23 protein-coding genes are annotated in these 23,314 nt (G+C 58.8%); 19 read left to right on the forward strand and 4 right to left on the reverse strand.

The window, feature by feature from the left end; translation table 11 throughout:
* Nucleotides 1–85: 85 nt before the first annotated feature.
* Nucleotides 86–1,036, reverse strand: a complete 951-nt coding sequence (locus tag AYM40_RS06100; RefSeq protein WP_063495436.1) for a LysR substrate-binding domain-containing protein — start codon at nucleotides 1,034–1,036, stop codon at nucleotides 86–88.
* A gap of 118 nt (nucleotides 1,037–1,154) precedes the next feature.
* On the opposite strand from AYM40_RS06100, the gene AYM40_RS06105 reads away from it, so the two are divergent.
* The 3 genes from AYM40_RS06105 to AYM40_RS41275 all read left to right on the forward strand — a co-directional run bounded on the left by AYM40_RS06105 (nucleotide 1,155) and on the right by AYM40_RS41275 (nucleotide 3,988).
* Nucleotides 1,155–2,327 carry a M20 aminoacylase family protein gene (locus AYM40_RS06105; RefSeq protein WP_063495437.1) on the forward strand — a complete coding sequence of 391 codons (1,173 nt, stop codon included), beginning with the start codon at nucleotides 1,155–1,157 and terminating at the stop codon, nucleotides 2,325–2,327.
* Nucleotides 2,328–2,481: 154 nt separating this feature from the next.
* Complete coding sequence (locus AYM40_RS06110) at nucleotides 2,482–3,837, forward strand: MFS transporter (protein ID WP_063495438.1); 1,356 nt, start codon at nucleotides 2,482–2,484, stop codon at nucleotides 3,835–3,837.
* Nucleotides 3,830–3,988 (forward strand): hypothetical protein, encoded by a 159-nt coding sequence (locus AYM40_RS41275; RefSeq protein ID WP_158515243.1) that lies wholly within the window; start codon nucleotides 3,830–3,832, stop codon nucleotides 3,986–3,988. Before AYM40_RS06110 ends, AYM40_RS41275 begins: the two co-directional genes overlap by 8 nt.
* Nucleotides 3,989–5,022: 1,034 nt before the next feature.
* Here AYM40_RS41275 and AYM40_RS06115 read toward each other — a convergent pair.
* Both AYM40_RS06115 and AYM40_RS06120 read right to left on the reverse strand, forming a co-directional pair.
* Nucleotides 5,023–6,276, reverse strand: a complete 1,254-nt coding sequence (locus AYM40_RS06115) for an MFS transporter (RefSeq protein WP_063495439.1) — start codon at nucleotides 6,274–6,276, stop codon at nucleotides 5,023–5,025.
* The gene (locus AYM40_RS06120; protein ID WP_063495440.1) at nucleotides 6,273–7,235 is read right to left on the reverse strand and encodes a PRC-barrel domain-containing protein; all 963 of its coding nucleotides are present in this window, start codon (nucleotides 7,233–7,235) and stop codon (nucleotides 6,273–6,275) included. Before AYM40_RS06120 ends, AYM40_RS06115 begins: the two co-directional genes overlap by 4 nt.
* Nucleotides 7,236–7,753: 518 nt before the next feature.
* Here AYM40_RS06120 and AYM40_RS06125 point away from each other — a divergent pair.
* From AYM40_RS06125 to AYM40_RS06140, 4 genes are all read left to right on the forward strand, one after another.
* A complete protein-coding gene (locus AYM40_RS06125; protein ID WP_063495441.1) occupies nucleotides 7,754–9,136 on the forward strand; it encodes an NCS2 family permease in 1,383 nt (460 codons plus the stop codon).
* A 293-nt stretch (nucleotides 9,137–9,429) separates the two neighbouring features.
* Complete coding sequence (locus AYM40_RS06130) at nucleotides 9,430–9,837, forward strand: metalloregulator ArsR/SmtB family transcription factor (RefSeq protein WP_335341183.1); 408 nt, start codon at nucleotides 9,430–9,432, stop codon at nucleotides 9,835–9,837.
* Nucleotides 9,744–10,172, forward strand: coding sequence for an SRPBCC family protein (locus AYM40_RS06135; RefSeq protein WP_063495443.1), 429 nt, complete (start codon nucleotides 9,744–9,746; stop codon nucleotides 10,170–10,172). The genes AYM40_RS06130 and AYM40_RS06135 overlap by 94 nt, the downstream gene beginning before the upstream one ends.
* A 43-nt stretch (nucleotides 10,173–10,215) precedes the next feature.
* Nucleotides 10,216–10,950 carry a DUF899 domain-containing protein gene (locus tag AYM40_RS06140; protein WP_063495444.1) on the forward strand — a complete coding sequence of 245 codons (735 nt, stop codon included), beginning with the start codon at nucleotides 10,216–10,218 and terminating at the stop codon, nucleotides 10,948–10,950.
* A 28-nt stretch (nucleotides 10,951–10,978) separates the two neighbouring features.
* Here the strand turns inward: AYM40_RS06140 and AYM40_RS06145 are convergent, their stop codons facing one another.
* Nucleotides 10,979–11,836 (reverse strand): helix-turn-helix transcriptional regulator, encoded by an 858-nt coding sequence (locus AYM40_RS06145; RefSeq protein ID WP_063495445.1) that lies wholly within the window; start codon nucleotides 11,834–11,836, stop codon nucleotides 10,979–10,981.
* 295 nt (nucleotides 11,837–12,131) lie between these two features.
* Here AYM40_RS06145 and AYM40_RS06150 point away from each other — a divergent pair, with 295 nt between their 5' ends.
* The 12 genes from AYM40_RS06150 (at nucleotide 12,132) to AYM40_RS06205 (ending at nucleotide 23,286) form a co-directional block, all read left to right on the forward strand.
* Nucleotides 12,132–12,968, forward strand: a complete 837-nt coding sequence (locus AYM40_RS06150) for a carbon-nitrogen hydrolase family protein (protein ID WP_063495446.1) — start codon at nucleotides 12,132–12,134, stop codon at nucleotides 12,966–12,968.
* Nucleotides 12,969–13,158: 190 nt separating this feature from the next.
* On the forward strand, nucleotides 13,159–14,532 hold the full coding sequence (locus tag AYM40_RS06155; protein WP_063495447.1) for an APC family permease: 1,374 nt from the start codon (nucleotides 13,159–13,161) through the stop codon (nucleotides 14,530–14,532).
* 417 nt (nucleotides 14,533–14,949) lie between these two features.
* The gene (locus AYM40_RS06160) at nucleotides 14,950–15,399 is read left to right on the forward strand and encodes a phage tail protein (RefSeq protein WP_063497868.1); all 450 of its coding nucleotides are present in this window, start codon (nucleotides 14,950–14,952) and stop codon (nucleotides 15,397–15,399) included.
* A gap of 261 nt (nucleotides 15,400–15,660) precedes the next feature.
* A complete protein-coding gene (locus tag AYM40_RS06165; RefSeq protein ID WP_063495448.1) occupies nucleotides 15,661–16,716 on the forward strand; it encodes a phage tail sheath family protein in 1,056 nt (351 codons plus the stop codon).
* Nucleotides 16,717–16,777: 61 nt separating this feature from the next.
* Complete coding sequence (locus tag AYM40_RS42240; protein ID WP_063495449.1) at nucleotides 16,778–18,160, forward strand: phage tail sheath family protein; 1,383 nt, start codon at nucleotides 16,778–16,780, stop codon at nucleotides 18,158–18,160.
* A 65-nt stretch (nucleotides 18,161–18,225) separates the two neighbouring features.
* Complete coding sequence (locus AYM40_RS06175) at nucleotides 18,226–19,455, forward strand: phage tail sheath family protein (protein ID WP_082854965.1); 1,230 nt, start codon at nucleotides 18,226–18,228, stop codon at nucleotides 19,453–19,455.
* On the forward strand, nucleotides 19,452–19,922 hold the full coding sequence (locus AYM40_RS06180) for a phage tail protein (protein WP_063495451.1): 471 nt from the start codon (nucleotides 19,452–19,454) through the stop codon (nucleotides 19,920–19,922). Before AYM40_RS06175 ends, AYM40_RS06180 begins: the two co-directional genes overlap by 4 nt.
* A complete protein-coding gene (locus AYM40_RS06185; RefSeq protein ID WP_063495452.1) occupies nucleotides 19,919–20,098 on the forward strand; it encodes a DUF5908 family protein in 180 nt (59 codons plus the stop codon). The genes AYM40_RS06180 and AYM40_RS06185 overlap by 4 nt, the downstream gene beginning before the upstream one ends.
* Nucleotides 20,095–20,793: a hypothetical protein gene (locus AYM40_RS06190; protein WP_063495453.1), complete on the forward strand. Its 699-nt coding sequence runs from the start codon at nucleotides 20,095–20,097 to the stop codon at nucleotides 20,791–20,793. Before AYM40_RS06185 ends, AYM40_RS06190 begins: the two co-directional genes overlap by 4 nt.
* Nucleotides 20,793–22,403, forward strand: a complete 1,611-nt coding sequence (locus tag AYM40_RS06195) for a phage baseplate assembly protein V (RefSeq protein WP_063495454.1) — start codon at nucleotides 20,793–20,795, stop codon at nucleotides 22,401–22,403. Before AYM40_RS06190 ends, AYM40_RS06195 begins: the two co-directional genes overlap by 1 nt.
* A 44-nt stretch (nucleotides 22,404–22,447) precedes the next feature.
* On the forward strand, nucleotides 22,448–22,870 hold the full coding sequence (locus tag AYM40_RS06200) for a GPW/gp25 family protein (protein ID WP_063495455.1): 423 nt from the start codon (nucleotides 22,448–22,450) through the stop codon (nucleotides 22,868–22,870).
* On the forward strand, nucleotides 22,867–23,286 hold the full coding sequence (locus tag AYM40_RS06205) for a hypothetical protein (RefSeq protein ID WP_063495456.1): 420 nt from the start codon (nucleotides 22,867–22,869) through the stop codon (nucleotides 23,284–23,286). The genes AYM40_RS06200 and AYM40_RS06205 overlap by 4 nt, the downstream gene beginning before the upstream one ends.
* Nucleotides 23,287–23,314: the final 28 nt, after the last annotated feature.

A 23,314-nucleotide genomic window follows, 5' to 3' on the forward strand; every position in this document is an offset into this window, starting at 1 on the left:
ACCGGGCCCGGAGACGCCGCTCAACTAAGCCATTCGTTCACGTCATCGGGTTACGTCATTGGGTTCTGCCACTACGGTTCTGCCACTACAGCAGCAGTTCGATCGAATGAAACAGACGGCGCAGATCGGGCTCTTGCGAGCGCGCGCCTTCGTCGATCACTTCGCGCAAACAGTCGAGAAAACACGCGGCCGCCGGACTGGTCGGCGCGCCGCGCCGCGACGTGATGCTGACGATGGTTTCATCCACCGTTTCGCGCAAGGGCAGCGCCCACAGATTCTCCTTCGCGATGGTCACCTCGACGAGCGGCCACGGAAAAATGCTGAGCATGTCCGTCTGCGCGAGCAGGCCGAGCACGACCGCGAGCGAATGCGCGAGGTGGATCGTGTGCGGCACGCTCATGCCGCGTTTGCGGAACAGGTTGTCCGAGATCGACTCGCGGCTTGCGGGGTCCCAGTTCAATATCCATTCAGCGTCTTCCAGTTCGAGCAGCGTTCGGCAACCGGCTTTCGGATGATCGCGGCGCGCCACCACGGCCGAATGCGTCGAAAACAGCGGCACGTTATGAAACTCCGATTGCGGCGACGCAGGCGGTGGACGGCCAATCGAAAAATCGAGGCTGCCGTCGCGCAAGCGCGGTTGCACGACCGCCAACAGGCCCTCGAAGAATTCCAGTTGGACTTCCGGCATGCGCTGCCGGAACCGCTGCACGGTGGGCGGCAGAAACGTCAGCGCGACCCACGGCGTGACGCCGATCGACAGTTTGCCTGCCGCCGCGCCGCGCATCGCCTCGATCTCCGCCTCCGCGCGTTGCAACTGGCCAAGCACCAACCGCGCATGCACGACCAGCGCGCGGCCGAACTCCGTGAACGCGACGCCGCTCGCGCCGCGCACCAGCAACGGCGCGTGCAGATCGGCCTCCAGTTCGCGCATGGCCTTAGTGACGGCGGCCGGTGAAAGGTCGAGCGAACGGGCAGCGGCCCGGATACTGCCGGTATCTGCAATGGCCGCTAAAGTGCTGAGTTGATGCAGTTTCATCTGGAAAACCCGTAGATGGGTGGCAACTACTGGTTGCCGCCGCAACGATTCTACGCCTGCCGCTTGAATATCGGCGTCGTTATGCTGGGTTCACGCTTTCATAGACGGAGACGACATTGTGAACACCATGGCCATCCCGGCGGGCATCGCCGAACTCGAAGACGAAATGATCGCGCTGCGCCACCGCATCCACGCGCAGCCCGAACTGGCTTACGAAGAGTTCGCCACCGGCGACCTGGTTGCGGAGCGCTTGCAGGCGTGGGGCTACAGCGTGCATCGCGGGCTGGGTCAAACCGGCGTTGTTGGTCAATTGAAAGTCGGCAGCGGCACGCGCAAACTCGGCCTGCGCGCCGACATGGACGCATTGCCGATTCACGAAACTACCGGCCTGCCTTATGCGAGCGCGGTGCCTGGCAAGATGCACGCATGCGGTCACGACGGCCACACGGCGATGCTGCTGGCGGCCGCCAAGCACCTCGCACAGGAAAAGAGTTTCGACGGCACGTTGAATCTGATTTTCCAGCCCGCCGAAGAAGGTCAGGCCGGCGCGAAAAAAATGCTCGAAGACGGCCTGTTCGACAAGTTTCCGTGCGACGCGGTGTTCGCGATGCACAACATGCCGGGTTTCCCGACGGGCAAGTTCGGCTTCCTGCCGGGCTCGTTCATGGCTTCGTCGGATACGGTGATCATCAAGGTGACCGGTCGCGGCGGCCATGGCGCGATGCCGCACAAGGCGGTCGATCCGGTGGTGGTGTGCGCGCAGATCGTGCTGGCGTTGCAGTCGATCGTGTCGCGCAACATTGCGCCGCTCGATATGGCGATCATCACGGTCGGCGCGATTCACGCCGGCGAAGCGCCGAACGTGATTCCTGAAACCGCGGAGATGCGCCTGTCCGTGCGCGCGCTGAAGCCCGAGGTTCGCAACTACTTGCAGGAGCGCATCACGGCGGTCGCCTGCGGGCAGGCGGCGGTGTTCGGCGCGCGGGCGCATGTGGACTATCAGCGGCGTTATCCGGTGCTCGTCAACGATGCACAGATGACCGGTCTTGCACGGCAAGTCGCACTTGACTGGCTGGGCGAAGACGGTTTGATCGCCGACATGCAACCGTTGACCGGCAGTGAAGACTTCGCGTTCCTGCTGGAGCGTTGCCCGGGCAGCTACCTGATCATCGGCAATGGCGACGGCGAGGGAGGTTGTATGGTCCACAACCCGGGCTATGACTTCAATGACGACTGCCTTGCCACGGGCGCGGCCTACTGGGTGCGGCTCGCGCAGACGTTTCTCGTCTGACGGCGGCTGCAACAGGTCGGTCTGAGGGCACGAAGGCCGTGCGCGATGCGCGCTCACCCAGGCTGTTGCAGACCGTGTGCAGACGAAAAAAGCCGGCCACGGCAACACAAGGCCGCCGCCGCGCATCAGCAGGAAGAACACCACGGAGACACAGATGGACTATTCCGCCACACCGCAACCCGCAGGCGCTGACGCGTTGAATCTCGCCGACGCGTCGGCCATGCCGCCCGCCAAACGCACGAGTCACGCCAAAGCGATCGCTGCGATCACGCTCGGCAACGGCCTCGAGTTTTTCGATTTCACGATCTATAGCTTCTTCGCGACGATCATCGGCAAGCTGTATTTCCCGGTGGAAGGGCAGCTTGCGCAACTGATGCTGGCGGTCGGCACCTTCGGCGTGGGCTTTATCATGCGGCCGGTGGGTGGCATTGTGCTCGGTGCGTATGCTGACCGCGCCGGACGCAAGGCCGCGATGAGTCTCACGCTGTGGCTGATGACGCTCGGCTCGGCGATCATTGCGTTCGCGCCCACTTACGCGGCGATCGGCATTGCCGCGCCATTGCTGGTGATCCTTGCGCGATTGATTCAGGGGTTTGCGCTGGGCGGCGAGATCGGTGCATCGACATCGTTGCTGCTTGAATATGGCAGCGACAAGACGCGTGGATTCTACGGAAGCTGGCAATTCGTGAGTCAGGGGTTGAACACCGTATGCGGGTCGCTGCTGGGTGTTGCGCTGGCGGCGGCGCTGTCCACTGCCGCGCTGGAGAGCTGGGGCTGGCGTGTGCCGTTTGTGATCGGCATGGCGATGGGGCCGATTGGCATTTATATCCGGCGGCATCTGGACGAAACGTTGCCGGGGGTGGAAGACGGTACCGTTTCGGCGGCGCAGGCGCCTGATGCACAGCCGGTTCGCAAGCTGTTTCGCGAGCATTCGCGGGTGATTACGACGGGGGTGTTGACGACCATTGGCGGCACGGCGGCGAACTACATCGTGCTGTTTTATCTGTCTACCTACGCGATTCGGATATTGCATTTGCCGATGTCGTCGGCGCTGTGGGCCGCGTGGACCGCGGCGATCGTGACGGTGATTTGCTCGCCATTTGCGGGCGCGTTATCCGATCGCGTGGGGCGTAAACGTGTTTTGTGGATTTCGCGGGTGTTGCTGATTGTTGCCGTGTATCCGGCTTTCATCATTATTAATGCTTCGCCTACGGTGCCTGTTTTGTTGTCTGTCGTTGCGGTGCTGGCTGTGTTTGTTGCGTTTACCGCGGTGCCTAATATCGTCATGCTGCCCGAAATGTTTCCGCGCGAGATTCGCGCTACCGGGATGTCGATTGTCTATTGTTTAGGAGTTTCTATTTTTGGTGGGTTTGCGCAGTTTTTTGCTACCTGGTTGATTCAGATTTCTGGGAGTAATCTGGCGCCTGCCTGGTATTTGATTGGATGTGGGGTTGTGTCGTTGTTGCCGCTTCCGTTTATGCGGGAGACTGCTGGGAAGGCTATTGATTAAAGTTTTTTTTGCCTTTGGCGGCGGCATTGGTGGTGGTTTTGTGGCAGTGCCGGGTTTGGGGTTTTTTGCCTGCGCGGCGCTTGTTTGTCTGGTTGTCTGTTTATCTATGGTGTCGGGCTTTCATTGGCCTGGATTTTGTGCCTTTCCTTGATCTGGATTTGTGCCTTTCCTCGATTTGTTAGTGGTCTATTAGCGTTCGCCCCTGTGCGGGGCAGGCACTTACTTTCTTTGCCGCCGCAAAGAAAGTAAGCAAAGAAAGCGGCTCAAACCGCTAATGCTAAGCGGGCGCCGTGGTTTGCAAAGGGTAGTGGTGCATCTGGAATCTGTGTTCGCGCACCCTCAAGCGTTTGTGACAAGGGCGTCATACTTCCGGCGGCGCTGCGCGCGCCGAAGAGCACTTCATCAACCCCACGCTACGCTTTCGCGCCTGCACGCCTATCGCGGCGCAGTGGCTCCTCTCATGTCGGGTTTGTTGCATCTATTGCATCTATTACCTCTATTACCTCTATTACCTCTATTGCCTCTATTGCCTCTATTGCCTCTATTGCCTCTATTGCCTCTATTGCCTCTATTGCTTCTGTACCTCTGCGCTTCGGGCTTCATTCCAAGTACGAACTTTGAATTTTGAATTTAGAACAGTGTGGGCTGGTACGACTTGTTGGTAAGTCAGAGTGAAGCACTGATACTTGCGGGGCGCTGGGATACTTGGGCATTCGGGGATTCGCAGAGGGGAAGCCGATGGTCCTCGCCTCGTGTAAGCGAGGCCCCTGGTTTCCCATGCATACCTGTCCGCGACGCACGCAGTGCGGAGTGGGAGCTGATGATACCTTTGTCACTAGCGCTTGAAGGTGCGAGGGCACGGATTCCAGATGCACCACTACCTCTTGCAAACCACGGGCCCCACTTAGCATTAGCGGTTTGGGCCGCTTTCTTTGCTTACTTTCTTTGCGGCGGCAAAGAAAGTAAGTGCCTGCCCCGCATAGGGGCGAACGCTAATAAACCACTAACAAATCAAGGAAGGGCACAAAATCCAGATCAAGGAAGAGCACAAAAGCGAGATCAAGAAAAACCCAACACCGCAGGCATACAGACAACAAGCGCCGCGAAGGCAATAAAAAAACCCAACCAAAACCCAACACCACAGGCAAACCGACAATGCCGCCGCCAAAGGCAAAAAAAACCAGATCATCTAGCAGCCGACTTCCCATCAGCCACAGGCGCAGCCTCGTCAGCCGCAGCTGGATCCCGCGTTTCGGGCATCGCCGCCCAAACCAGCAAAACAGCAAGTGCGCCCGCAGCGGCGAGTCCAAAAAAGCTCACAGCATTGCCAAAATGATCCGCCACAAACCCGGCAGCAGTCGTGCTCAAAGTCGCCCCGATCCCAGCCGCCAACCCAAACAGCCCAATACAAAGGTTATACCGCCCCTTCCCGCCGGCGACATCGGCGGCAATCAACGGCAGCATCACGCCGAACACGGCCGCGCTCAGGCCGTCCAGCATCTGCACCGGCACCAGCAAATAAGGGCTGCTGATCCCGGCAAACAACAGCGCCCGGATCGGCAGCGCCGAAAAGCCAAGCAGCAAAATCGGCCGGCGTCCCCACCGCTCGGCCGAGCGCCCAACCCATGGCGACATCATCGCCACAATCGCCTGCGGCACGATAATGCACGCGGCAATCACGAGCTGCACGTTGTCGCCCATGCCGGCCGTCACTTCGCCAGCGGCGAGATTCAGCATCGCCGCATTCGACAAGTGGAACAGCACGATGCAAGCCGCAAACAGCAGCATCCGTTTGTCACGCAACAACTCGCGCAAACTCTCGCGTCGTTCGATCTGTTCAGGTGTCGGCCCGGCTTTGGGCAACTCGATCGTATCGGTGCGCTGAATCATCGTCAGCGCAATCAGCGCCGGCACGGCAAGCGCCGCCGTCAGCCAGAACACCGCGCGAGGCGAATAGTATTCGCCGAATACGCCCATCAGCCCGGCCGCGACGGCGCTGCCGATCGACGCCCAGCGCGCATTGCGTCCCAACCGGTCGCCCAGATTCGCACGCCCCACCAGGGCGAACGAGATCGCGGCCAACGCCGGCGTCAGCATGCAGCTGGCAAAGCCGTGGAACACCTCCGCGGCAATCACCGGCAACACCGTCGGGCTCGCGGCCAGCAGCACCGCGCTGAAAATGATCGCGAAGATCGCCCATGCGGCAGCGCCTTTTTTGTTGCGCAGCGCGTCGACGGCAGCGCCACCCGGCACCTGGCTCACCATCGCGCTAATGGTGCCGACAGACAGCGCCATGCCGATCTCGCCCTGAGTCCACTTGTGCGAGGCAAGGTACGACGCAATGAATGGCCCGAATCCCGTCTGCACGTTGGCGACGAAAAAATTTAGCCAATCGAGTGCGCGCAAACTGCGTGCGGTGACCAAAGTGCGGCCTATCATCGGGCCGCCCGTGTGTTGGAACCCGCAGCGACAGGGGCCGGCGCGGCAGAAGCCGCAGCGGCGGGAGCCGGCGCCGGAGCGGTCGGCGGCGCCGGCGACACCGCGCGGATCGGTTTGTCGCTGGCGTACGGCGGCGTCGCATTGATCTGCGCGTCGCTCAAATCCATCAGCGGATGCAGTTCGTTGTCTTTCGTGACGAAACGCAGCGCCGACCAGTTGGCGGCAATCGTGCGCCGCTCGGTGCTGACCATGCCGTTGACGTCGAGCACGACCGCCTGCGGCTGAGCGTTGGCGTCAATCAGCACATCGATCACACGGCCGACCTTGGCGCCGTTCGAACGCTCGACATCGGCGTCGATCAGCGGCAATTGCACGGCAGCGGACTTCGCAGCAGGAGCCGGCACGGCCGCCGCGTTGAGCGTGATCGGCGCGGTTTTCGCGGTCGGCGTGAAGCGGAAAGCGCTCCACGGGAAATTGACCTTGCGGTCGCCGACACCGAGGAAACCCTGCAGATTGACCACCATCTCGCGCGGCTTGCCGCTCGCATCCGCGATCATATCGACCGCGCGGCCCACCACCTTGCCGTCGGGTTTCTGCACTTCGCTATCGAGCAAGGCGCGCGCGTCGCTACGCTCGATCGTGCGCAGCACGATCAGCGGCGCGGGGGCAGGGGGCGGCGGCGCGGGCGTGGCGACCGGCGGCGGCGGTTCGACCTTGTGCGGCTTGACGACCGGTTTCTTAGGCTTCTTCGGCTGTTCGGGCTCGGTCGCTTCAGTCTCGACGGGTTCCGGCGCGGAGGCGGCCACAGGCGCGCTCGCGGGTTCGACGGGCATCACGGTGGCATCGACAATCGGCGCCTGCTGCGGGCCCCACAGCAGGCTGCAACCGGACAGCGCGAGCAGCGCGAACACAGCAAGAATCAGAAGACGCCAGGCAGGACGCGAAAAACCGCCGCTCATCAAGAAGGACTCCATGGGCCAGTGCGGACGGGCGCTGTGGACCGCCGCAGTTAAGTCACGCTTTAAGTCGCGTAAGGGTCAGAGTGTAACCCGCGGCGCCGGGGCGACCCGGTTTTGCAGGCTTTCTGACAGGTGTCTCCAACGCACGGTTCATGTCGCGTTGCAAGCTTCTGGCCACGATGAATGCCTGTTTTTGCGCGCCGAACCCCGCAAAACCCTTTCATAACTTGATGACAAACCGTAGGTGTAAACGCGCGGAGCGTCCCCATGGTTTGCCGTCCTTTAAACGATATAAGCATCGCGACATGTCGAGCATGCCATTCATGCGATGGGAGACATATTTGTGTTGCCCTACATTTCGAGACAGCAAAAGAAGAACGGAGCGTGCGGGTTGTCCGGACGCATCGCAAGCCGACGTTCAAACCTTGCCACACCACATTAGATCAACGCAACGAGACGAACCTGATGGCGGCCCGAATACGAGCCGTTTCAGCCCGCTGATAAAGGAGGCACTCATCATGATGGAACCCCACGCCCAACCGATTTCTGAAGTCGGCGCCGAATCATTCGACGGAAAGGGCTTTCTCGACCGCTACTTCGAAATCTCTTCACGCGGCAGTTCGCAGCGTACAGAAATCGTCGCGGGCATCACGACCTTCCTCGCGATGGTCTATTCCGTGTTCGTCGTGCCGGGCATGTTCGGCAAAGCGGGCTTCGATACCAGCGCGGTGTTCGTCGCCGTGTGCCTGACCACCGCTTTCGGCTCGCTGCTGATGGGTGTGTGGGCGCGTCTGCCGATCGCGATCGGCTGCGCGATTTCGCTGACCGCGTTTACCGCGTTCGGTCTTGTGCTCGGTAAAGGTCTGCATCCGAACGTCGCGCTCGGCGCGGTGTTCCTGATGGGTCTCGTCTTCACCGGAATCTCGGTGACCGGCGTGCGTTCGTGGATTCTGCGCAATCTGCCGACCGGCATCGCGCACGGCACGGGTATCGGCATCGGCCTGTTCCTGCTGCTGATCGCCGCGAATGATGTGGGTCTGGTCGTCAAGAATCCGGGTGCCGGTCTGCCGGTGTCGCTCGGCAATATCACGGCGTTGCCGGCGATCATGTCGGTGGCGGGTCTGGCTGCGATCTTCGGTCTGGTGCGCCGTCGCGTGCCGGGTTCGATCCTGATCGTGATCGTCGCGATCTCGGCGATTGCGCTCGTGATCGATCCGGCGGTGGCGTTCCACGGCGTGTTCGCACTGCCGTCGCTGAGCGCACCGGGCCATTCGTCGCTGATCGGTGCGATGGACATCAAGGGTGCGCTGTCGATGGCAGTCCTGCCTAGCGTGCTGGCTCTCGTGATGACCGCTGTGTTCGACGCAACCGGCACCATTCGCGCTGTCGCCGGACAAGCCGGTCAACTCGACGAAAACGGCCGCATCATCAACGGCGGCCGTGCGTTGACGGCGGATTCGCTCAGCTCGATTTTCTCTGGCCTGCTCGGTGGCGCACCGGCGGCGGCCTACATCGAATCGACGGTCGGCGTAGCAGCCGGCGCGAAGACGGGCATGGCGGCAGCGGTGGTCGGTCTGCTGTTCCTCGTGGTGATGTTCTTCTCGCCGTTGGCCAGTCTGGTGCCTTCGTATGCAACGGCTCCGGCGCTGATGTACGTGGGTCTGCTGATGCTCTCGAACGTGAGCAAGCTGCACATGGACGATATGGTCGACGCGATGTCGGGCCTGATGTGCGCTGTGTTCATCGTGCTGACCGCCAACATCGTGACGGGCATCATGCTCGGCTTCGCGACGCTGGTGATCGGCCGCGTGGTGAGCGGCGAGTATCGCAAGCTGAACGTCGGTACGGTGGCCATCGCTATCGTGCTGGTCGGCTTCTATCTCGGCGGTTGGGCGATCTGATTCTGCCGCATTGCGTTTTGCGCGATTTGTTGTAACGCGAGAGTGGCGCGGGCCTTTTTTGCCGCTTTGCTCGAACGTGTAGTCGGTTGTTCTCCACCTTGACGTGGCGTGTTGCAGGGTTTTATCTGCGATGCGCCGCGTATCTTTTTGCTGCGTCCCCTTCGCTGATTCGTTCACCGCTACTTCAGCCGCTTTCTTTCACCTGTTCGCGCGCGCTTTGAGACAAGCACGCACCGGTCCTTGACATCCTCACGCGCGTTTCTATACTTAACCTCATGGTTAAGTTTAATGAAATGCTACTCGATCGCACCTTTGCCGCGCTGTCCGATCCGACGCGGCGAGCGTTGCTCGCGCGTCTGTCCGAACTGAGCGATCTGTCGGTCAGCGAACTCGCCGAGCCTTTTGCAATGTCCTTGCCCGCGGTGATGAAACACCTCGACGTGCTGTCCGAGGCCGGTCTCATCACACGCAGCAAAACCGGGCGCACGGTGGCGTGCCGCCTGTCCGCCGGACCCATGGAGGAAGCCATGGAGTGGCTCACCCGCTATCGGCGCTTCTGGTCCGAATCACTCGATCGTCTTGCTGCTTTCGTCGAAGAGGAAACCCCATGTCCACCAAGCCCAGCCTCACCCTCCAGCGGCGCCTCGACGCCGCGCCAGCCAAAGTCTTTCGCGCCTGGACGGAGGCGGCGCAATTCATGAAGTGGATGCATCCGAACGGCGCCGAGGTGCTCCGCGCGGAAGTGGATGCGCGTGTCGACGGACGCTTCACGATGGGGTATCGCAAGCCGGACGGCCGGGAGCTGGAGGTCTACGGTCAGTATCTGGAAGTGGTGCCCGACGCCAAGCTGGTGTTCACGTGGGCATGGCGTTCGCAGCCGGAGCAGGAGTCGCTCGTCACGGTGCTATTGCGCCCAGACGGTAACGGCACGTTGCTGACGCTCACTCATGAACAGTTCATCGACGAAGAAACGCGCGATCTGCATCAGTCTGGCTGGAGCCATGGCCTCGATTCGCTGGAACGCTACTTCGCCTGACTTTGCTCTATCGAACTTGCACGACGCAGAGAAGGAGACGCACATGGACCCGCAACACCGGATCGGTACCAGGGAAGAATGGTTGGCCGCCAGCAAGGCGCTATTAGTGGAAGAGAAAGCGTACACACGCGCCGGCGATGAACTCGCCCGCAAACGTCGTGAACTGCCGTGGGTGAAGGTCGACAAGACCTATGTATTCGACACGCCGCAAGGCCGTAAGACACTCGCCGATCTGTTCGGCGGCCGCAGCCAGTTGATTGTCTATCACTTCATGCTGGGCCCGGATTGGGAAGAGGGTTGTTTCGGCTGCTCGTTCGTGTCGGATCACATGGACGGCATCCTGACGCATCTTGAACATCACGACGTATCGTACGTGGCGGTCTCGCGTGGGCCGCTCGCGAAGATCGAGGCTTTCAGGAAACGTATGGGCTGGAAGTTTCCGTGGGTGTCGTCGAGTGAGAGCGACTTTAATTTCGACTATCACGTGTCGTTCACGCCGGAGGAGATCGCCAGCAAGAAAGCGTTCTACAACTTCACCGGGCAGGATGTCGGAATCGACGAGCTGCCCGGTCACAGCGTGTTCTACAAGGACGAAGCGGGCGACGTCTATCACACCTATTCCACGTACGGACGCGGCGGCGAGCAGTTCCTCAGCGCGTACGCGCATTTCGACGTCACGCCGAAAGGACGCAACGAGAAGAAGAATATGGGCGATTGGCTCAAGCATCACGATCGCTACGAAGAGACGGCGAGCGGTTGCGCCGCATGCGGATCGTGACGCCAGCCGGCAATCAATCAGCGGGACGTCACGCCCCTTTGCGTCCCGCCTCATAAAACAGCGCAAACAACTCCGATTGCGAGTTGACATTGAGCTTCGTATAAATGTGCTTCTTGTGCGCACGCACCGTCTCGAACGAGATCGTCAGTTTCTCCGCGATGGCGCGCGTTGAAAATCCGCTTAAGGTCAGCATCGCCACCTCGACTTCGCGCGCGGTGAGTGGCGAGCGGCCGCCCGTCGACGACACCTGCTCGAAGCGCGCGGCATAGGCAGGTGCGTCCGCCGGGACGCCTGCTTCTGTCGCTGCTCCCATTGCTGTTTGTGTCACTGCCTCGTTCGAGGCCGGCTCCGGCGCGTCGAATGCCTCATACGGCAGGCGCTGCCGCAACAACGCGATCACCCATGGCGCGCAGAGCGCGAGCACCGCCAGGTCGCGCTCGCCATAGCGCTGCGTTGCGCCTAGCGAGAACGCCAGCGTATGCCGCGCGTCGATCATGTAGTTGAAGTGCACTTCATCGCCGACAATGTTTTTCCTGAAGTACCGCTGGTAGTAGTCGGTCATCGAGAAGTTGTCGGGCGCGACGTCCGCAAGCGTGACGAAGCCGGATGCGGGCTTCTCGGTCGCGGCGATATAAAACGGGTCGAGTTGATAAAGCGCCGCGAGATAGTCCTGGAACATCGCATCCACCGCGCCGTCCGGGGTGGGCGATTCGGCGCAGACGAGGGGCGCCGCGCCAGGTGTGAAGCGCAGGGCGACCCAGTTGTCGAACACGACATAGCGTTCGAGCGCGCGCGTGAGGCGAGTCCAGAATTGCGCGCTGTCGAGTGCGTCGATAACCGCGCCGATCTCGCGGTGAAAGGCCAGATCGCGCCATTCGAGTTCCATGCGTGCTCCGTTGAGGGTAACCCAGCAGGGTGATTACGGACAAAAATATGTCTGGTAATAATAGGCCCAACCTGCAAAGCGGGCGGCCCGACAACAGCCGCAATTTAACGCGAAGCAGACAGGCAAGGGCCGCAACTATATTGCATGGGGCCAGAGTAGGTGCTAAAGCGCCAACTCTGGTCGACCGCAGATTGCATGGGACCAGAGTAAGTGCTTTGCATGGGACCAGAGTAAGCGCTAAAGCGCCAACTCTGGTCGACAGCTAAAGCGCCAACTCTGGTCGACAGGAGACAGAATGCTTCAACTTGAACTGGCACAGATTCCGATTGTGGACGGTGCGACGGGCGTGGGTGGTAAAAACGTGCAACGCGTGCTGCGAACCATCGGCCAACGTGCGGCCGGAACCGATCTGATCGTGTTTCCGGAGACCACGCTGTCGGGCTTTCCGACGCGGGACACCATCGGCGACGTGGCCGAACCGATCGACGGGCCGTCGCTTACCGCGGTCCGCAATGCGGCGCGCGAAGCACGCGTAGCGGTGGCGGTGGGGCTCGCCGAGCGTGACGGCAGCCGCTTTTTCAACACCACGGTGCTGATTGACGAACGCGGCGAGATCGCGCTGCGCTATCGCAAGACGCATCTGTGGGCGTCGGACGTTGGTGTGTTCGAACCGGGCGACCGTTACGAAGTATGCAGCTTCAAGGGCCTGACCGTTGGCCTCCTGATCTGCTACGACATCGAGTTTCCCGAAACGGCGCGCGCAGTCGCCTCGCTCGGCGCCGATCTGCTGATCGTAACGAACGGCAATATGGAGCCGTTCGGGCCGGTGCATCGCCGGGCAATCGTGGCACGCGCCATGGAGAATCAGATGTTCGCGGCGCTCGTGAATCGCATCGGTTCAGGTGACGACAACCTCACATTCCCCGGCGAATCGGCGCTGATCGATCCATTCGGCGACGTGGTGTGCGACGCCGGGCAGGAAGAAACGGTCCTGCGCGCCACGCTCGATCCGGCGCGTCTTGAAGGCGCGCGCGAACACTATCGTTATCTGCATGACGCGCGCATTGCGCTCGACCTCACGACGCAGGACGGCGAGCACGGGCAACGTACGCGTGTGATCCGCCCGCGTTAAGGTGCGCGCGCTTATGTGCAGGCACGCATAAGCGCACCCAGGCGCCAATAAGCGCAAACAAGCAGTACGTCAGCAAAGAATCATCGGCGCGGCATACGCGCTTCCAGCAGGTCTGATCGACAAAGCTCGACCGGGGCGCGTTCAACACCGCCCCCGGCGACGCTCGCCCATTCGCAAGAGGAGACACCGCATGACCCCAACATCACCCACCGAACGCGCCGGGGCACCCGCCGCGCCCCAAGGCACGCATCTGAAGCGTACGCTCGGTCTGCCTTCAGTCTTGCTGTTCGGCCTCGCCTATATGGCGCCGCTGATTGTCTACGGCACCTATGGTGTGCTGGCGAGCGCCAGCAACGATACTGCCGCGCTCGCGTATCTGATTGCCCTGATCGCGATCGTGTTTACTGCGCTCAGTTACGGCAAGCTTGCGCGGCTTTTCCCGGTGGCCGGTTCAGCTTATACGTACACACGCAAAACCTTTAATCCGCATCTGGGCTTCATGATCGGCTGGGCCACCTTGCTCGATTACTTCTTCCTGCCGATGGTGATCTGGCTGATCGGCGCCGCGTATCTCAGTGCCGCGTTTCCGCACATTCCGAGCTGGATCTGGATTGTCGCGTTCATCGTGTTGACGAGTGCGCTGAACATCCTCGGCATCGAACTCGCGAACCGTTTCAACATCGTGCTGATGGTCGTGCAACTCGCGATCGTCGCGTTGTTCGTCGTGTTGTGCTGCCACTATGTGACTGCTGCGGCCGGCCCTGGCGGTCTGATTTCGGCTGAGCCGTTCTTCAAGCCGCATGTGCCGTTCTCGGCGACGATGGCGGGCGCCGCGATTGCCGCCTATTCGTATCTTGGCTTCGACGCGGTGTCGACGTTGACCGAAGAAACCATCGCCCCGGAAAAGACCATGCCGCGCGCGATCGTGCTGATCGCGCTGATCGGCGGCGCGATCTTCGTGATCGCCGCGTACACGGTGCAACTCGCGCACCCGGGTGCAGTGTTCAAGGACCCGGATTCGGCCGCCTTCGAAGTCGCGCGCAAAGTGGGCGGCGATATCTTCGTGACGGTGTTTCTGGCCGGCCTGATCCTTGCGCAGTTCGCTTCGGGCATCTCGGCGCAGGCAAGCGTGGGCCGTTTGCTGTATGCGATGGGACGCGACGAAGTATTGCCCAAGCGCATCTTCGGTTTCGTGCATCCGAAGTTCAAGACACCGGCGCTGAACATTGCGATCGCGGGCGCAGTCGGTCTGGTCGCGTTGAAGCTCGATGTGGCGACGTCGACCTCGTTCATCAACTTTGGCGCGTTCCTCGCGTTCACTGCGGTCAATCTGTGTGTGGTCCGCCAGTTTTTCAGCGCGAAGGGCAGTGCGAATGCGATGGGTATGATTGGCGGCCTGCTGTTTCCGCTGGCCGGTGCGATTGCAGATATCTGGCTGCTGGTGAGCCTCGAGAAAACCGCTCTGGTGCTTGGCGCGGTGTGGTTCGTGCTGGGGTTGTGCTATCTCGGCTGGATCACGCGCGGTTTCCGCGAGGCGCCGCCGGAGGTGGCAACGGGTGTGTAAGTTCTAAACGTTGGTTTCACGCGTTAGTGGTACCCCATTGCGGCCGCCGAACGGCGGCCGCATCGCTTTCCTTCTTCCTCGATTCAACGTTTCCATTCAAGGCGAACAGGCCACCTGCTTGTGCGCGTCCATTCCCGTCACATTTTTGGGTGAACTCGGGAGAGTCCAGTCGGCATATCCTGTAGACAAAATGCCACAACGCAAATCAATTGAATAGGTATTAAGCTTCGCTCAACAGTTTTCGATTCGCGACATTTAATTAATGGTTACTTTGGCCAGTCAATCGAATTGGGTGGGCGTTTCGTTAAACAGATCTTCCGAGTAGACTGGATTTCGATGATTGCTGGCATCGGAAATGTGAAGTCCGTACCCAACGCTTGACTTTGTGTAAGTGATTTTCGCTAAAAGGGGATGCAAATGGCAACCGCCGCTGATCAGATCGCCGCGTCGTACCCGATTCCAACCTACCGGTTCATCGTTTCGCTTGGCAGCGAAAATATCCCGTTCAATAACGTGTCCGGACTGGATATTACCTATGACACGATCGAGTACCGGGACGGCATTGGCAACTGGTTCAGAATGCCTGGGCAGCGTCAGACAGTGAACATCACGTTGCGCAAGGGAGTATTTCCCGGGGACTCTGAGTTATATGACTGGATCAACAGCATCTCGCTGAATAAAGTGGAAAAGAAGGACATCACCATCAGTCTGACCGATGATGCGGGCACCAAATTACTGCTCACCTGGAATGTTTCAAATGCTTTTCCCACCTCGCTGACCTCGCCGACACTGGATGCCACCAGCAACGAGGCGGCAGTGCAGGAGCTGAGGCTGATGGCCGACCGGGTCACGCTTCAGACGCATTGAGTGTAGCCGGGCTATCTGCATAGTCTGTGGAAGGCGCGCGTTGGCGGGTGCGACCGAAAGCGAAGCCTATTCCATGCGGATTGGCGAGGACGTCGCGATGACGGTCGGTGATATTGCACAGGGCAAGATGATAGTAAGTGTAGGGTCGGCGGCAGTACGTCCGGTTGAATTTATTATTCTCCAGTTCGCACAGCACATTGGGCAACGCTGAATGCAGCCCATTTCATTGCGCTCCAGTACCAAATTTAGTAGGAAATTGTGATGTCAATTTCTGTCAGTTATCCCGGTGTTTATATCGACGAAGACACTACCCCCGCAATTTCCATCAGTACAAGACCAACTGCTATTCCCATAATTCCCGTATTTGGTTGGGGCTATTCTGTAGTTAAATTCAATAATTATTTAGAGTTCGTTCAGTATGTTCGAGGCTTGGGGAAGGAGCTTGATTCCAATGGTTTTTGGAATGTGCGAGCATACTTCGAGTGTGGAGGCGGGGCCTGTTATGTAACGGAGCACGACTCACTGATCGGCTCTGTGCCGAAATATGACGATATCACCTTGATTGTCGCTTGCGGAAAAACCGATATTACGAGCAGTTCAGTACGGGACCTCTGCGCGCCGGGAACCGGGAGATTCGCTGTTCTTGATGGTCCATCGGACGAGATAACCGATGGCACAGCTGCGAAGGATTATGATGCCATATCGGGGGCGGCAGTTTATTACCCGGGCCTTTCGGTAAACTGGACGACTAACACCATTGCCGCCAGCGCGGTGGTGGCCGGATTATATTGTGCGGTGGATCGGACGCGCGGCGTATGGAAGGCGCCGGCAAATGTGGCCCTCCCGTCAAACTATAAGCCGATATATAAGGTGTCAGACGATTTGCAAGGGCAATATAATCGCGAGAAGGCAATCAATATGATTCGCACCCTTGATAATCGGGGTCCTGTGGTCTGGGGGGCACGTACTCTGGAAGACAGTGATGACTGGCGTTATGTTCCGGTGCGGCGCCTGTTCGATAGCGCTGAGCGGGATATAAAGACTTCCATGCAGGCAATGGTATTCGAGCCGAATAACCAGCCGACTTGGGAAAGGGTGCGTGGTGCCATCGCCAATTATCTTTACAGCCTCTGGCGAAGCGGAGCACTGCTAGGTTCGACTGAGACAGAGGCCTATTTCGTCAAAATTGGCGAGGGTATTACCATGACTCCCGAGGACGTGGCGCAGGGAAGGCTGATCATTAGCGTAGGCATGGCGGCAGTTCGTCCGGCAGAGTTTATCGTTTTGAATTTTACCCAAAGCGTAGGGCAGGGATAATGCTGGTCAGATTTGCCAACCAGATTTTACGCGCGACATCTGTCTGAAAAAGGAAAATTTCATGCCAGTTACAACCAGTTTCCCGGGTGTGTATATCGATGAAGATGCGTCGCCGTCAATCTCGGTCAGTAAATTAGCGACATCCGTGCCTGTGTTTATTGGATATTTCTCTGCTGCCGGCGGAGGGAGCCAAAAATTTAATTATAATCAATGTATTCGCATTGCGAGCTGGTTGGATTTCACGACAATTTGCTCGTCCGCAACCCTTATTTCAGTCTCGATTAAATCTACCGCTAGTCCTGCTCCAGCGGCCGTGAACGGTAAAGAGGCGAGCGGCAGCTCGGGCGATACCTATACCTATACCGATTCAGTCTCGTTCCAGCCGAACGCCGCGTACGATGTGCAAAGTTATTTTCAGAACGGCGGTGGGCCGTGTTATATCTTGCCTCTAAAATACCCCGCAGCCCAGGCTGATTATGACGCCGTGCCTTCTATAATCGATCGCGAAAATGACATAACCTTGCTGGTGCCGACTACGTCTCTTAATAATGCATTGCAGGGCGTTTTGAGTGGTATGTTGACGTCCGATAAGCGGTATTTCTATATCGCAGGTAGTTCCGATGGGTCGCCTCTCTCCTCTGCGCAGCCGGACCAGATCGCGATGTATTACCCTTACCTGACGACAAATTATTATCCATACTCCCGTTCACCGGATGCCTCCATTACTGTGTCCGGGTATATCGATGGAAATAATAAAACCGGCAATGAGGTGACGAATCTGGCTCAATTGAAGTCCGTCAATCCGGCCGAGTACAACACCGTAAGCGCAGAGATCGATCAAATGGTGTCGGCCGACCTTTCGAACACGCTGCTTCTTGCGCCAGGTGCTGCGATAGCGGGTGTTTATTGCCGCACTGATGCTACGCGTGGCGTATGGAAGGCGCCAGCCAACGTGGCGCTCAGCGGTTTCGTTGGGGCCAGTGCGATGGTTACCGACGATCAGCAGGGGGCGATGAACGATGCGGGTATTAACGTTATCCGCAACTTTAGTAACCGGGGACTGATTGTTTGGGGCGCACGAACCCTGGCGGGAACGGCAAAAAATAGCGACACCAGCTGGCGATACGTTCCGGTGCGACGACTGTTTAACAGCGCAGAGCGCGATATCAAGACGACCATGCAAACCATGGTGTTCGAGCCCAACAATGCGCCGACCTGGGAGAAGGTGCGTAGCGCTATAGAGAACTATCTGTATAGCCTATGGATACAAGGGGCATTGTTAGGGGCAACGCCGAAAGAAGCCTACTTCGTGCAAATCGGTTTGAACGTAACCATGACGGCGGATCAGATTGCACAGGGGCAGATGATCGCCACCGTGGGTATGGCTGCAGTTCGCCCCGCTGAATTTATCATCCTGCAATTTACGCAGAGCATGAGTTCGTAGCGGAGTACCGCCAAAACACCATATCACGCCCACGGTTTTACGAGCTCAATGGGAGAAGTGACTTCATGATGGGGATAAATCAACCGGATGTCACTTTCAGTGAGCAGGCGATTCCGGGGCAATCGGATCAGATCGAAAGCGCTGTGCCGCTGTTTATTGGCTATACGCAACAAGGCGCTAAATTCTCCGCCGTTCGTATAAACAGCTTCTCTGACTTTGAGCGCTTGTTCGGCGGAGCCTCAACAACCGCAGCGATCCTTTACTATGCCGTGAAACACTATTTCGACAACGGTGGCAGCGGCGGTTTTGTGCTCTCGTTGGGCGACTATAGCCCGCTGGAAAGTATCACGGCCGCGCAACTGCTCAGCGCATTCGGCGATGCCAGAATTTCCGAAGCGGTCGCGATAGAAAGCACCATCACCTTGGTAGCGATGCCTGACACGGTTTTGCTGGAAGGTGTCGGTGCAGCCAGCAGCGATTGGGCCAAAGCATGGTTTGCATTGCTGACGATTTGCCAGGTGCGGCAGGGCGTTTTTGGTCTATTCGATCCGCCCGATGCAGCGGGTAGCGCCAGTGCATGCCTGGCCAGCTTCATGGCCAACCATCCTGCCAACCCGGAATGGGGCGCCGCGTACTGGCCGCATCTCGTGACCACCTATGGTACGGACGAGCAGAATCCTGTCGTGGTGCCACCTTCCGCAGCATTGGCAGCGGTGATCGAATATACCGATCGCGAGTCGGGTGTGTGGAAAGCGCCTGCTAACGCGGCGCTGGCTCAGGTGGTCAAGCCATCCCAATCATGGCTTCAGTCAGATGGCCTGTTTCAGCCTGACGGCGCCTCGCTCAATCTGATCCGCAGCTTTCCGGGGCGAGGCACGCGCGTATGGGGATGCCGCACGCTTACACCCAATACATCCTCACCGTGGCTCTATGTGCAAACCCGCCGTTTCATCGCGTTCATCGAGGCGGAACTCAGCCGGATTGGCCGTCAGTTCGTTTTCGAAACGAATAATGCCCTCACCTGGATCAAATATCGCGGCCTGGCGCATCTCTGGTTGCGCCAACTTTGGCTGGACGGCGGTTTGCAAGGCTCGGAGGAGCAAGAAGCTTTCTATATCCAGATCGGATTAAACGAGACCATGACCGAGGAAGATGTCGTGAACGGAAAAATGATCATGAAGGTGGGGGTGGCGGTCGGCCAACCGGCCGAGTTCATCGTTATCAGTCTGGCGTTCGATACCCGTTTGAGCGTGATGCAAGCTTCAGTTAGTGCCGCGGGGGAGAGCGCAGGATGAACAGCCCAGCATTTTTCCAACCGGCGACATCTCATCGCTTCTCAGTGACATTCTGGCTCGACCGGATGCCGGTACCGAGTGTGGTCGACTCGAGTTTCCAGCGCATTGCAGGACTCAGCCGTGAGTGGAATGTCTCCGCCTACAGCGAAGGTGGTGAGAATCTACGCAATCGCTATTTCGCCGAAAAAATCCAGCACGGCTCGCTGACGCTGGAGCGTGGCGTCATGGCGCTGACTCCTTTGAGCATCATGGTCAATGCTCAGCTATTGACCGGTAAGGTCATGTATCTCGATGCGGTCATCACGCTGTTCGACGTCGATACATTGCCGCTTTGCAACTGGTTGATCACCAAGGCGTTGCCCGTCCGCTGGCATACCAGCAATCTTGATGCCACGAGCAGCCGGGTCCTGATCAATACGCTGGAACTGCGTTATCAGGAAATGATTCCGATGGGGGTGAAGCTGTGACGCTTGAGATCAGGGAATTGGTTATCCAGGCCAAAGTCGTTGGGTCGGAGGAAAACGCCGCTGCGCCGCCGCCACTCAGTTTCGCGCAGGAGCGCATTCAGGAGGAGCGTCTCGTCCAGGCGGTCACCCGGCGCATAATCGAGCAGCTACGCGATGAAGGCTGGGGCGTAAGATGAATGTACTGCACCGCAAGCCGACGAAACTCACGCTGAAAGCTTATAGCGATCGGGAAATGACGCAGTTGTCCGGGACGCTGTCGGCGATGTACAACCCTGACTCCGTTTCGCTGGACTACCAGACCGACTATCGCCCCGATCTGTTCATCAACACCACGAGGCAAAGCAATCGCTATGTGCAGACACGGCCAGGGGGGCTGACACTCGAGTTGCTGTTCGATGCCAGAATGCCCGGCAACCATACGCCGATTGATCGCCAGCTCACTCGTCTTCGCTCGCTCTGCTACAACGTCAATCCGGCAGACAGCGAGCCGCGCTATCTGCAGGTCCGGTGGGGAAAGATGCGCTGGAATGGGAGGGGCTACTTTTCTGGGCGCATGAGTTCACTGTCGATTCGATACACCCTGTTCGAACGCGATGCGACGCCATTGCGCGCGACGGCGACACTCGTGCTGACAGCGGATGGAAGCTTGACACTGCAAAGTGCCGAAGAACAGTTGAAGGCGCCTGCTAGTGCAGTCGTGAACGTGCCTGATGCGACGTCCCTCGCGCAAGTGACGAATAGCGCCGCTTCTACCCTGACCGGCGCGACGGACTATCTCGAGGTCGCTGCGGAGAACGATCTGGACAGCCTCGATGCGATCCGGCCAGGCCAGACACTGAAGGTGTCTGCTGCCGGCAAGGGGACGCGTTGATGCGACCCACTCCGCTCATCGTACTGCTGACTGGCGAGCCACCTGCACCGTTGAGGGTGTTGAAGCCGATCTGGGCCGATACCCATCACAAGGTGAATGGGATACCTGCCGGAACAGTCGTTCTGTCGGTGGCGGGGAATGCTTTGGAAACCTTGCCGTCATGTGACGAGGATATCGAACTTTGCACGCCAGGCCGATCCATAGCAATTTTACTGGTCGAGCACGGGATCGAGAGCTGCATTTTTCGCGGCGTCATTGTGCAACAGACGCTCAAAATGCGCCGCGATCGTGTCGAATTGACGCTGTCGCTGCGTCATGGGTTGCAGGCCCTGGTAAGTACGCATCGCTCGCAGGTGTTCCAGGAGCAGAACGATGCGGCCATTGCCGGGAGACTGCTGCTCGAGCAGGCGATTCCATTGCTCTCGGTGACGGGAATGGATACCGTGTACGACCAACTGGTGCAGTTTCGTTGCTCTGACTGGAATTTCCTCCGTTGCCGGCTTAATGCGAACGGAGTCTGGTTATTTCCCGCTCCGGAAGGGGTTGAGATCATGCGGCCGGTGCTCTCCGGCATTCCGTCGCACACTTTGCATCAACATGCTCGCTTAACGGGTGAAGACCCGTTGATAGAAGAAGGGTCATGGTCATTCAGTGAGCAATATCAACCTTCAGCGTTGACTGTGACGACCTGGGATGACAAGGCGCAGATCAGCCAGACCGCATTGGCCGGCGTGGCGGTACTCGGAACGCAGGCATTTAACGCGGCACAAGGTAATCGCCTGAATGCGACGTCGTGGGCGTTCAACTACAGTACGTCGCTGCGTTTCGATGCTGCGACTTCCCTGGCCACGGGGCTTCTGATGAATCTGCAGGCCGCGGGCGTTCAAGGGGAGTTTGCGGTTGAAGGTTCCATTGATTACCGGCTAGGGCAAACATTGGCGATAGAAGATTATGGCCGGTCGGTTGACGGTCACGGGATCATTACCGGGATACGTCATCGGATCAGCAAGGAAGAGGGATGGCGAACAACCGTCTCGGTGGGCAACGACGATTTCACTCGCGATGCGACGCTTGTTCCCCGTGTGACAGGTCTTCATATCGGTGTGGTTGCGCCGTTTGAAGAGGATATAAGTGGCATGAATCGCCTCCGGGTTCGTATGCCGGTACTGGGCGACATGGATAATGTCCTGTGGGCGCGCTTCTCCAGCCCGTATGCCAGCCAGATGAGCGGCTTTTGCTTCTACCCCGAAACCGGTGATGAAGTAGTGGTGGGTTTTTTCGACGAGGATCCTGGCTGTCCGGTGATTCTTGGAGCCATGCACAATCCCGTCAACCGGGCACCGATAGCCCCCTCTCAGGAAAACACCAACAAGGCATTGGTGACCAATAAAGAAGGGCGCCAGTTTCAGCTGTCCTTTGACACGCTTGCCAACGCCGTGGAACTGGCGTCGTCTGATAATAAGTTGACTTTGCGGGAAGGCGCGACCCTGGAGAGCAAGGAGGTGTTGTCGGTGAAGGCGAGCAGTATTTCCATCGAAGGCGATAAAGCGACGCTGTCCGGTAAGAGCATGGTCAATATCACCGGCGCGAAGATCGATCTCTCACATTAGCCTCTGTAATCGTGCAGTTCCCAATGCACAACCACGAGTGACTTATGGCAAACGATATTCTGACGCAGACATTCGGCCGTGGCTGGGCCTTTCCGGTCGCATTTACGCTAGCTGACGGTGTAGTGATGGCCGAAGGCGCGCAGGACGTGAATCAGAGCTTGCGCATTCTGTTCAGTACCGAACCGGGTGAGCGCGTGATGCGAGAAAACTACGGCTGCGCGTTATATGACGTGATGTTCGAGAATATCGACGGCAATCTCATCGCCGAAATCGAAACGCGGATCATCGACGGCATGCTACGTTACGAGCCTCGCGCCCATCTGACTGCGGTGCGGGTCTATCAACCCGACGCTGCGTTGAACCAGTTGCAGGTGGAGGTGACCTATTGCCTGAGGGGGAGTGATATCGAGCAGAAGATAGCCGGTCTGCTCGACGTCGGCGACGCGCAAGGCCGGTGGATGGCATGAGCTCCTTCGTGGTTGTAGACGGCACGGTACTCGTCTTCGAGCCGATGTTTGGTCAGAGGCAGGTTGTGCTTTCTGAACCCGCGTTTATATCGGGCCATGGTGAGGCGACGATTAACGAGCGCCGTGTTTGTGTCATGGGTGATGAAAAGTGCGTCCAGTGGCAAGCGCAATACTTTATCCCGGGATATGCGCCAGGCACCGGCATTGTCAGCGTTGAAGCTTTGGATGGCAGCCAGATGGCCCCGTGCGTGACCAGCGGTGCGCCCCTTATCCTGATGGGACAGCGATTGATCGCACGCTTCGCGCCAACCGTGCCGGCGACAATGAACGCTCCGCCATACAGTCCGGATCCGATAGCGCCAAGTATGGGGCACGGCCGATTCATGCCGCCGCAAACCTTGGTTAGCGCGGGGTAATTCATCGCTATTTTTTTGAACGTGACAA

This window comes from Paraburkholderia phytofirmans OLGA172, assembly GCF_001634365.1.
GTDB lineage: Bacteria > Pseudomonadota > Gammaproteobacteria > Burkholderiales > Burkholderiaceae > Paraburkholderia.

Coding starts and splice junctions, on each gene's coding strand:
- AYM40_RS06100 (WP_063495436.1), bottom strand. CDS start 1,036: ATGAAACTGCATCAACTCAGCACTTTAGCGGCCATTGCAGATACCGGC.
- AYM40_RS06110 (WP_063495438.1), top strand. CDS start 2,482: ATGGACTATTCCGCCACACCGCAACCCGCAGGCGCTGACGCGTTGAAT.
- AYM40_RS06115 (WP_063495439.1), bottom strand. CDS start 6,276: ATGATAGGCCGCACTTTGGTCACCGCACGCAGTTTGCGCGCACTCGAT.
- AYM40_RS06120 (WP_063495440.1), bottom strand. CDS start 7,235: ATGAGCGGCGGTTTTTCGCGTCCTGCCTGGCGTCTTCTGATTCTTGCT.
- AYM40_RS06125 (WP_063495441.1), top strand. CDS start 7,754: ATGATGGAACCCCACGCCCAACCGATTTCTGAAGTCGGCGCCGAATCA.
- AYM40_RS06130 (WP_335341183.1), top strand. CDS start 9,430: ATGCTACTCGATCGCACCTTTGCCGCGCTGTCCGATCCGACGCGGCGA.
- AYM40_RS06135 (WP_063495443.1), top strand. CDS start 9,744: ATGTCCACCAAGCCCAGCCTCACCCTCCAGCGGCGCCTCGACGCCGCG.
- AYM40_RS06140 (WP_063495444.1), top strand. CDS start 10,216: ATGGACCCGCAACACCGGATCGGTACCAGGGAAGAATGGTTGGCCGCC.
- AYM40_RS06145 (WP_063495445.1), bottom strand. CDS start 11,836: ATGGAACTCGAATGGCGCGATCTGGCCTTTCACCGCGAGATCGGCGCG.
- AYM40_RS06150 (WP_063495446.1), top strand. CDS start 12,132: ATGCTTCAACTTGAACTGGCACAGATTCCGATTGTGGACGGTGCGACG.
- AYM40_RS06155 (WP_063495447.1), top strand. CDS start 13,159: ATGACCCCAACATCACCCACCGAACGCGCCGGGGCACCCGCCGCGCCC.
- AYM40_RS06160 (WP_063497868.1), top strand. CDS start 14,950: ATGGCAACCGCCGCTGATCAGATCGCCGCGTCGTACCCGATTCCAACC.
- AYM40_RS06165 (WP_063495448.1), top strand. CDS start 15,661: ATGTCAATTTCTGTCAGTTATCCCGGTGTTTATATCGACGAAGACACT.
- AYM40_RS42240 (WP_063495449.1), top strand. CDS start 16,778: ATGCCAGTTACAACCAGTTTCCCGGGTGTGTATATCGATGAAGATGCG.
- AYM40_RS06175 (WP_082854965.1), top strand. CDS start 18,226: ATGATGGGGATAAATCAACCGGATGTCACTTTCAGTGAGCAGGCGATT.
- AYM40_RS06180 (WP_063495451.1), top strand. CDS start 19,452: ATGAACAGCCCAGCATTTTTCCAACCGGCGACATCTCATCGCTTCTCA.
- AYM40_RS06190 (WP_063495453.1), top strand. CDS start 20,095: ATGAATGTACTGCACCGCAAGCCGACGAAACTCACGCTGAAAGCTTAT.
- AYM40_RS06195 (WP_063495454.1), top strand. CDS start 20,793: ATGCGACCCACTCCGCTCATCGTACTGCTGACTGGCGAGCCACCTGCA.
- AYM40_RS06200 (WP_063495455.1), top strand. CDS start 22,448: ATGGCAAACGATATTCTGACGCAGACATTCGGCCGTGGCTGGGCCTTT.
- AYM40_RS06205 (WP_063495456.1), top strand. CDS start 22,867: ATGAGCTCCTTCGTGGTTGTAGACGGCACGGTACTCGTCTTCGAGCCG.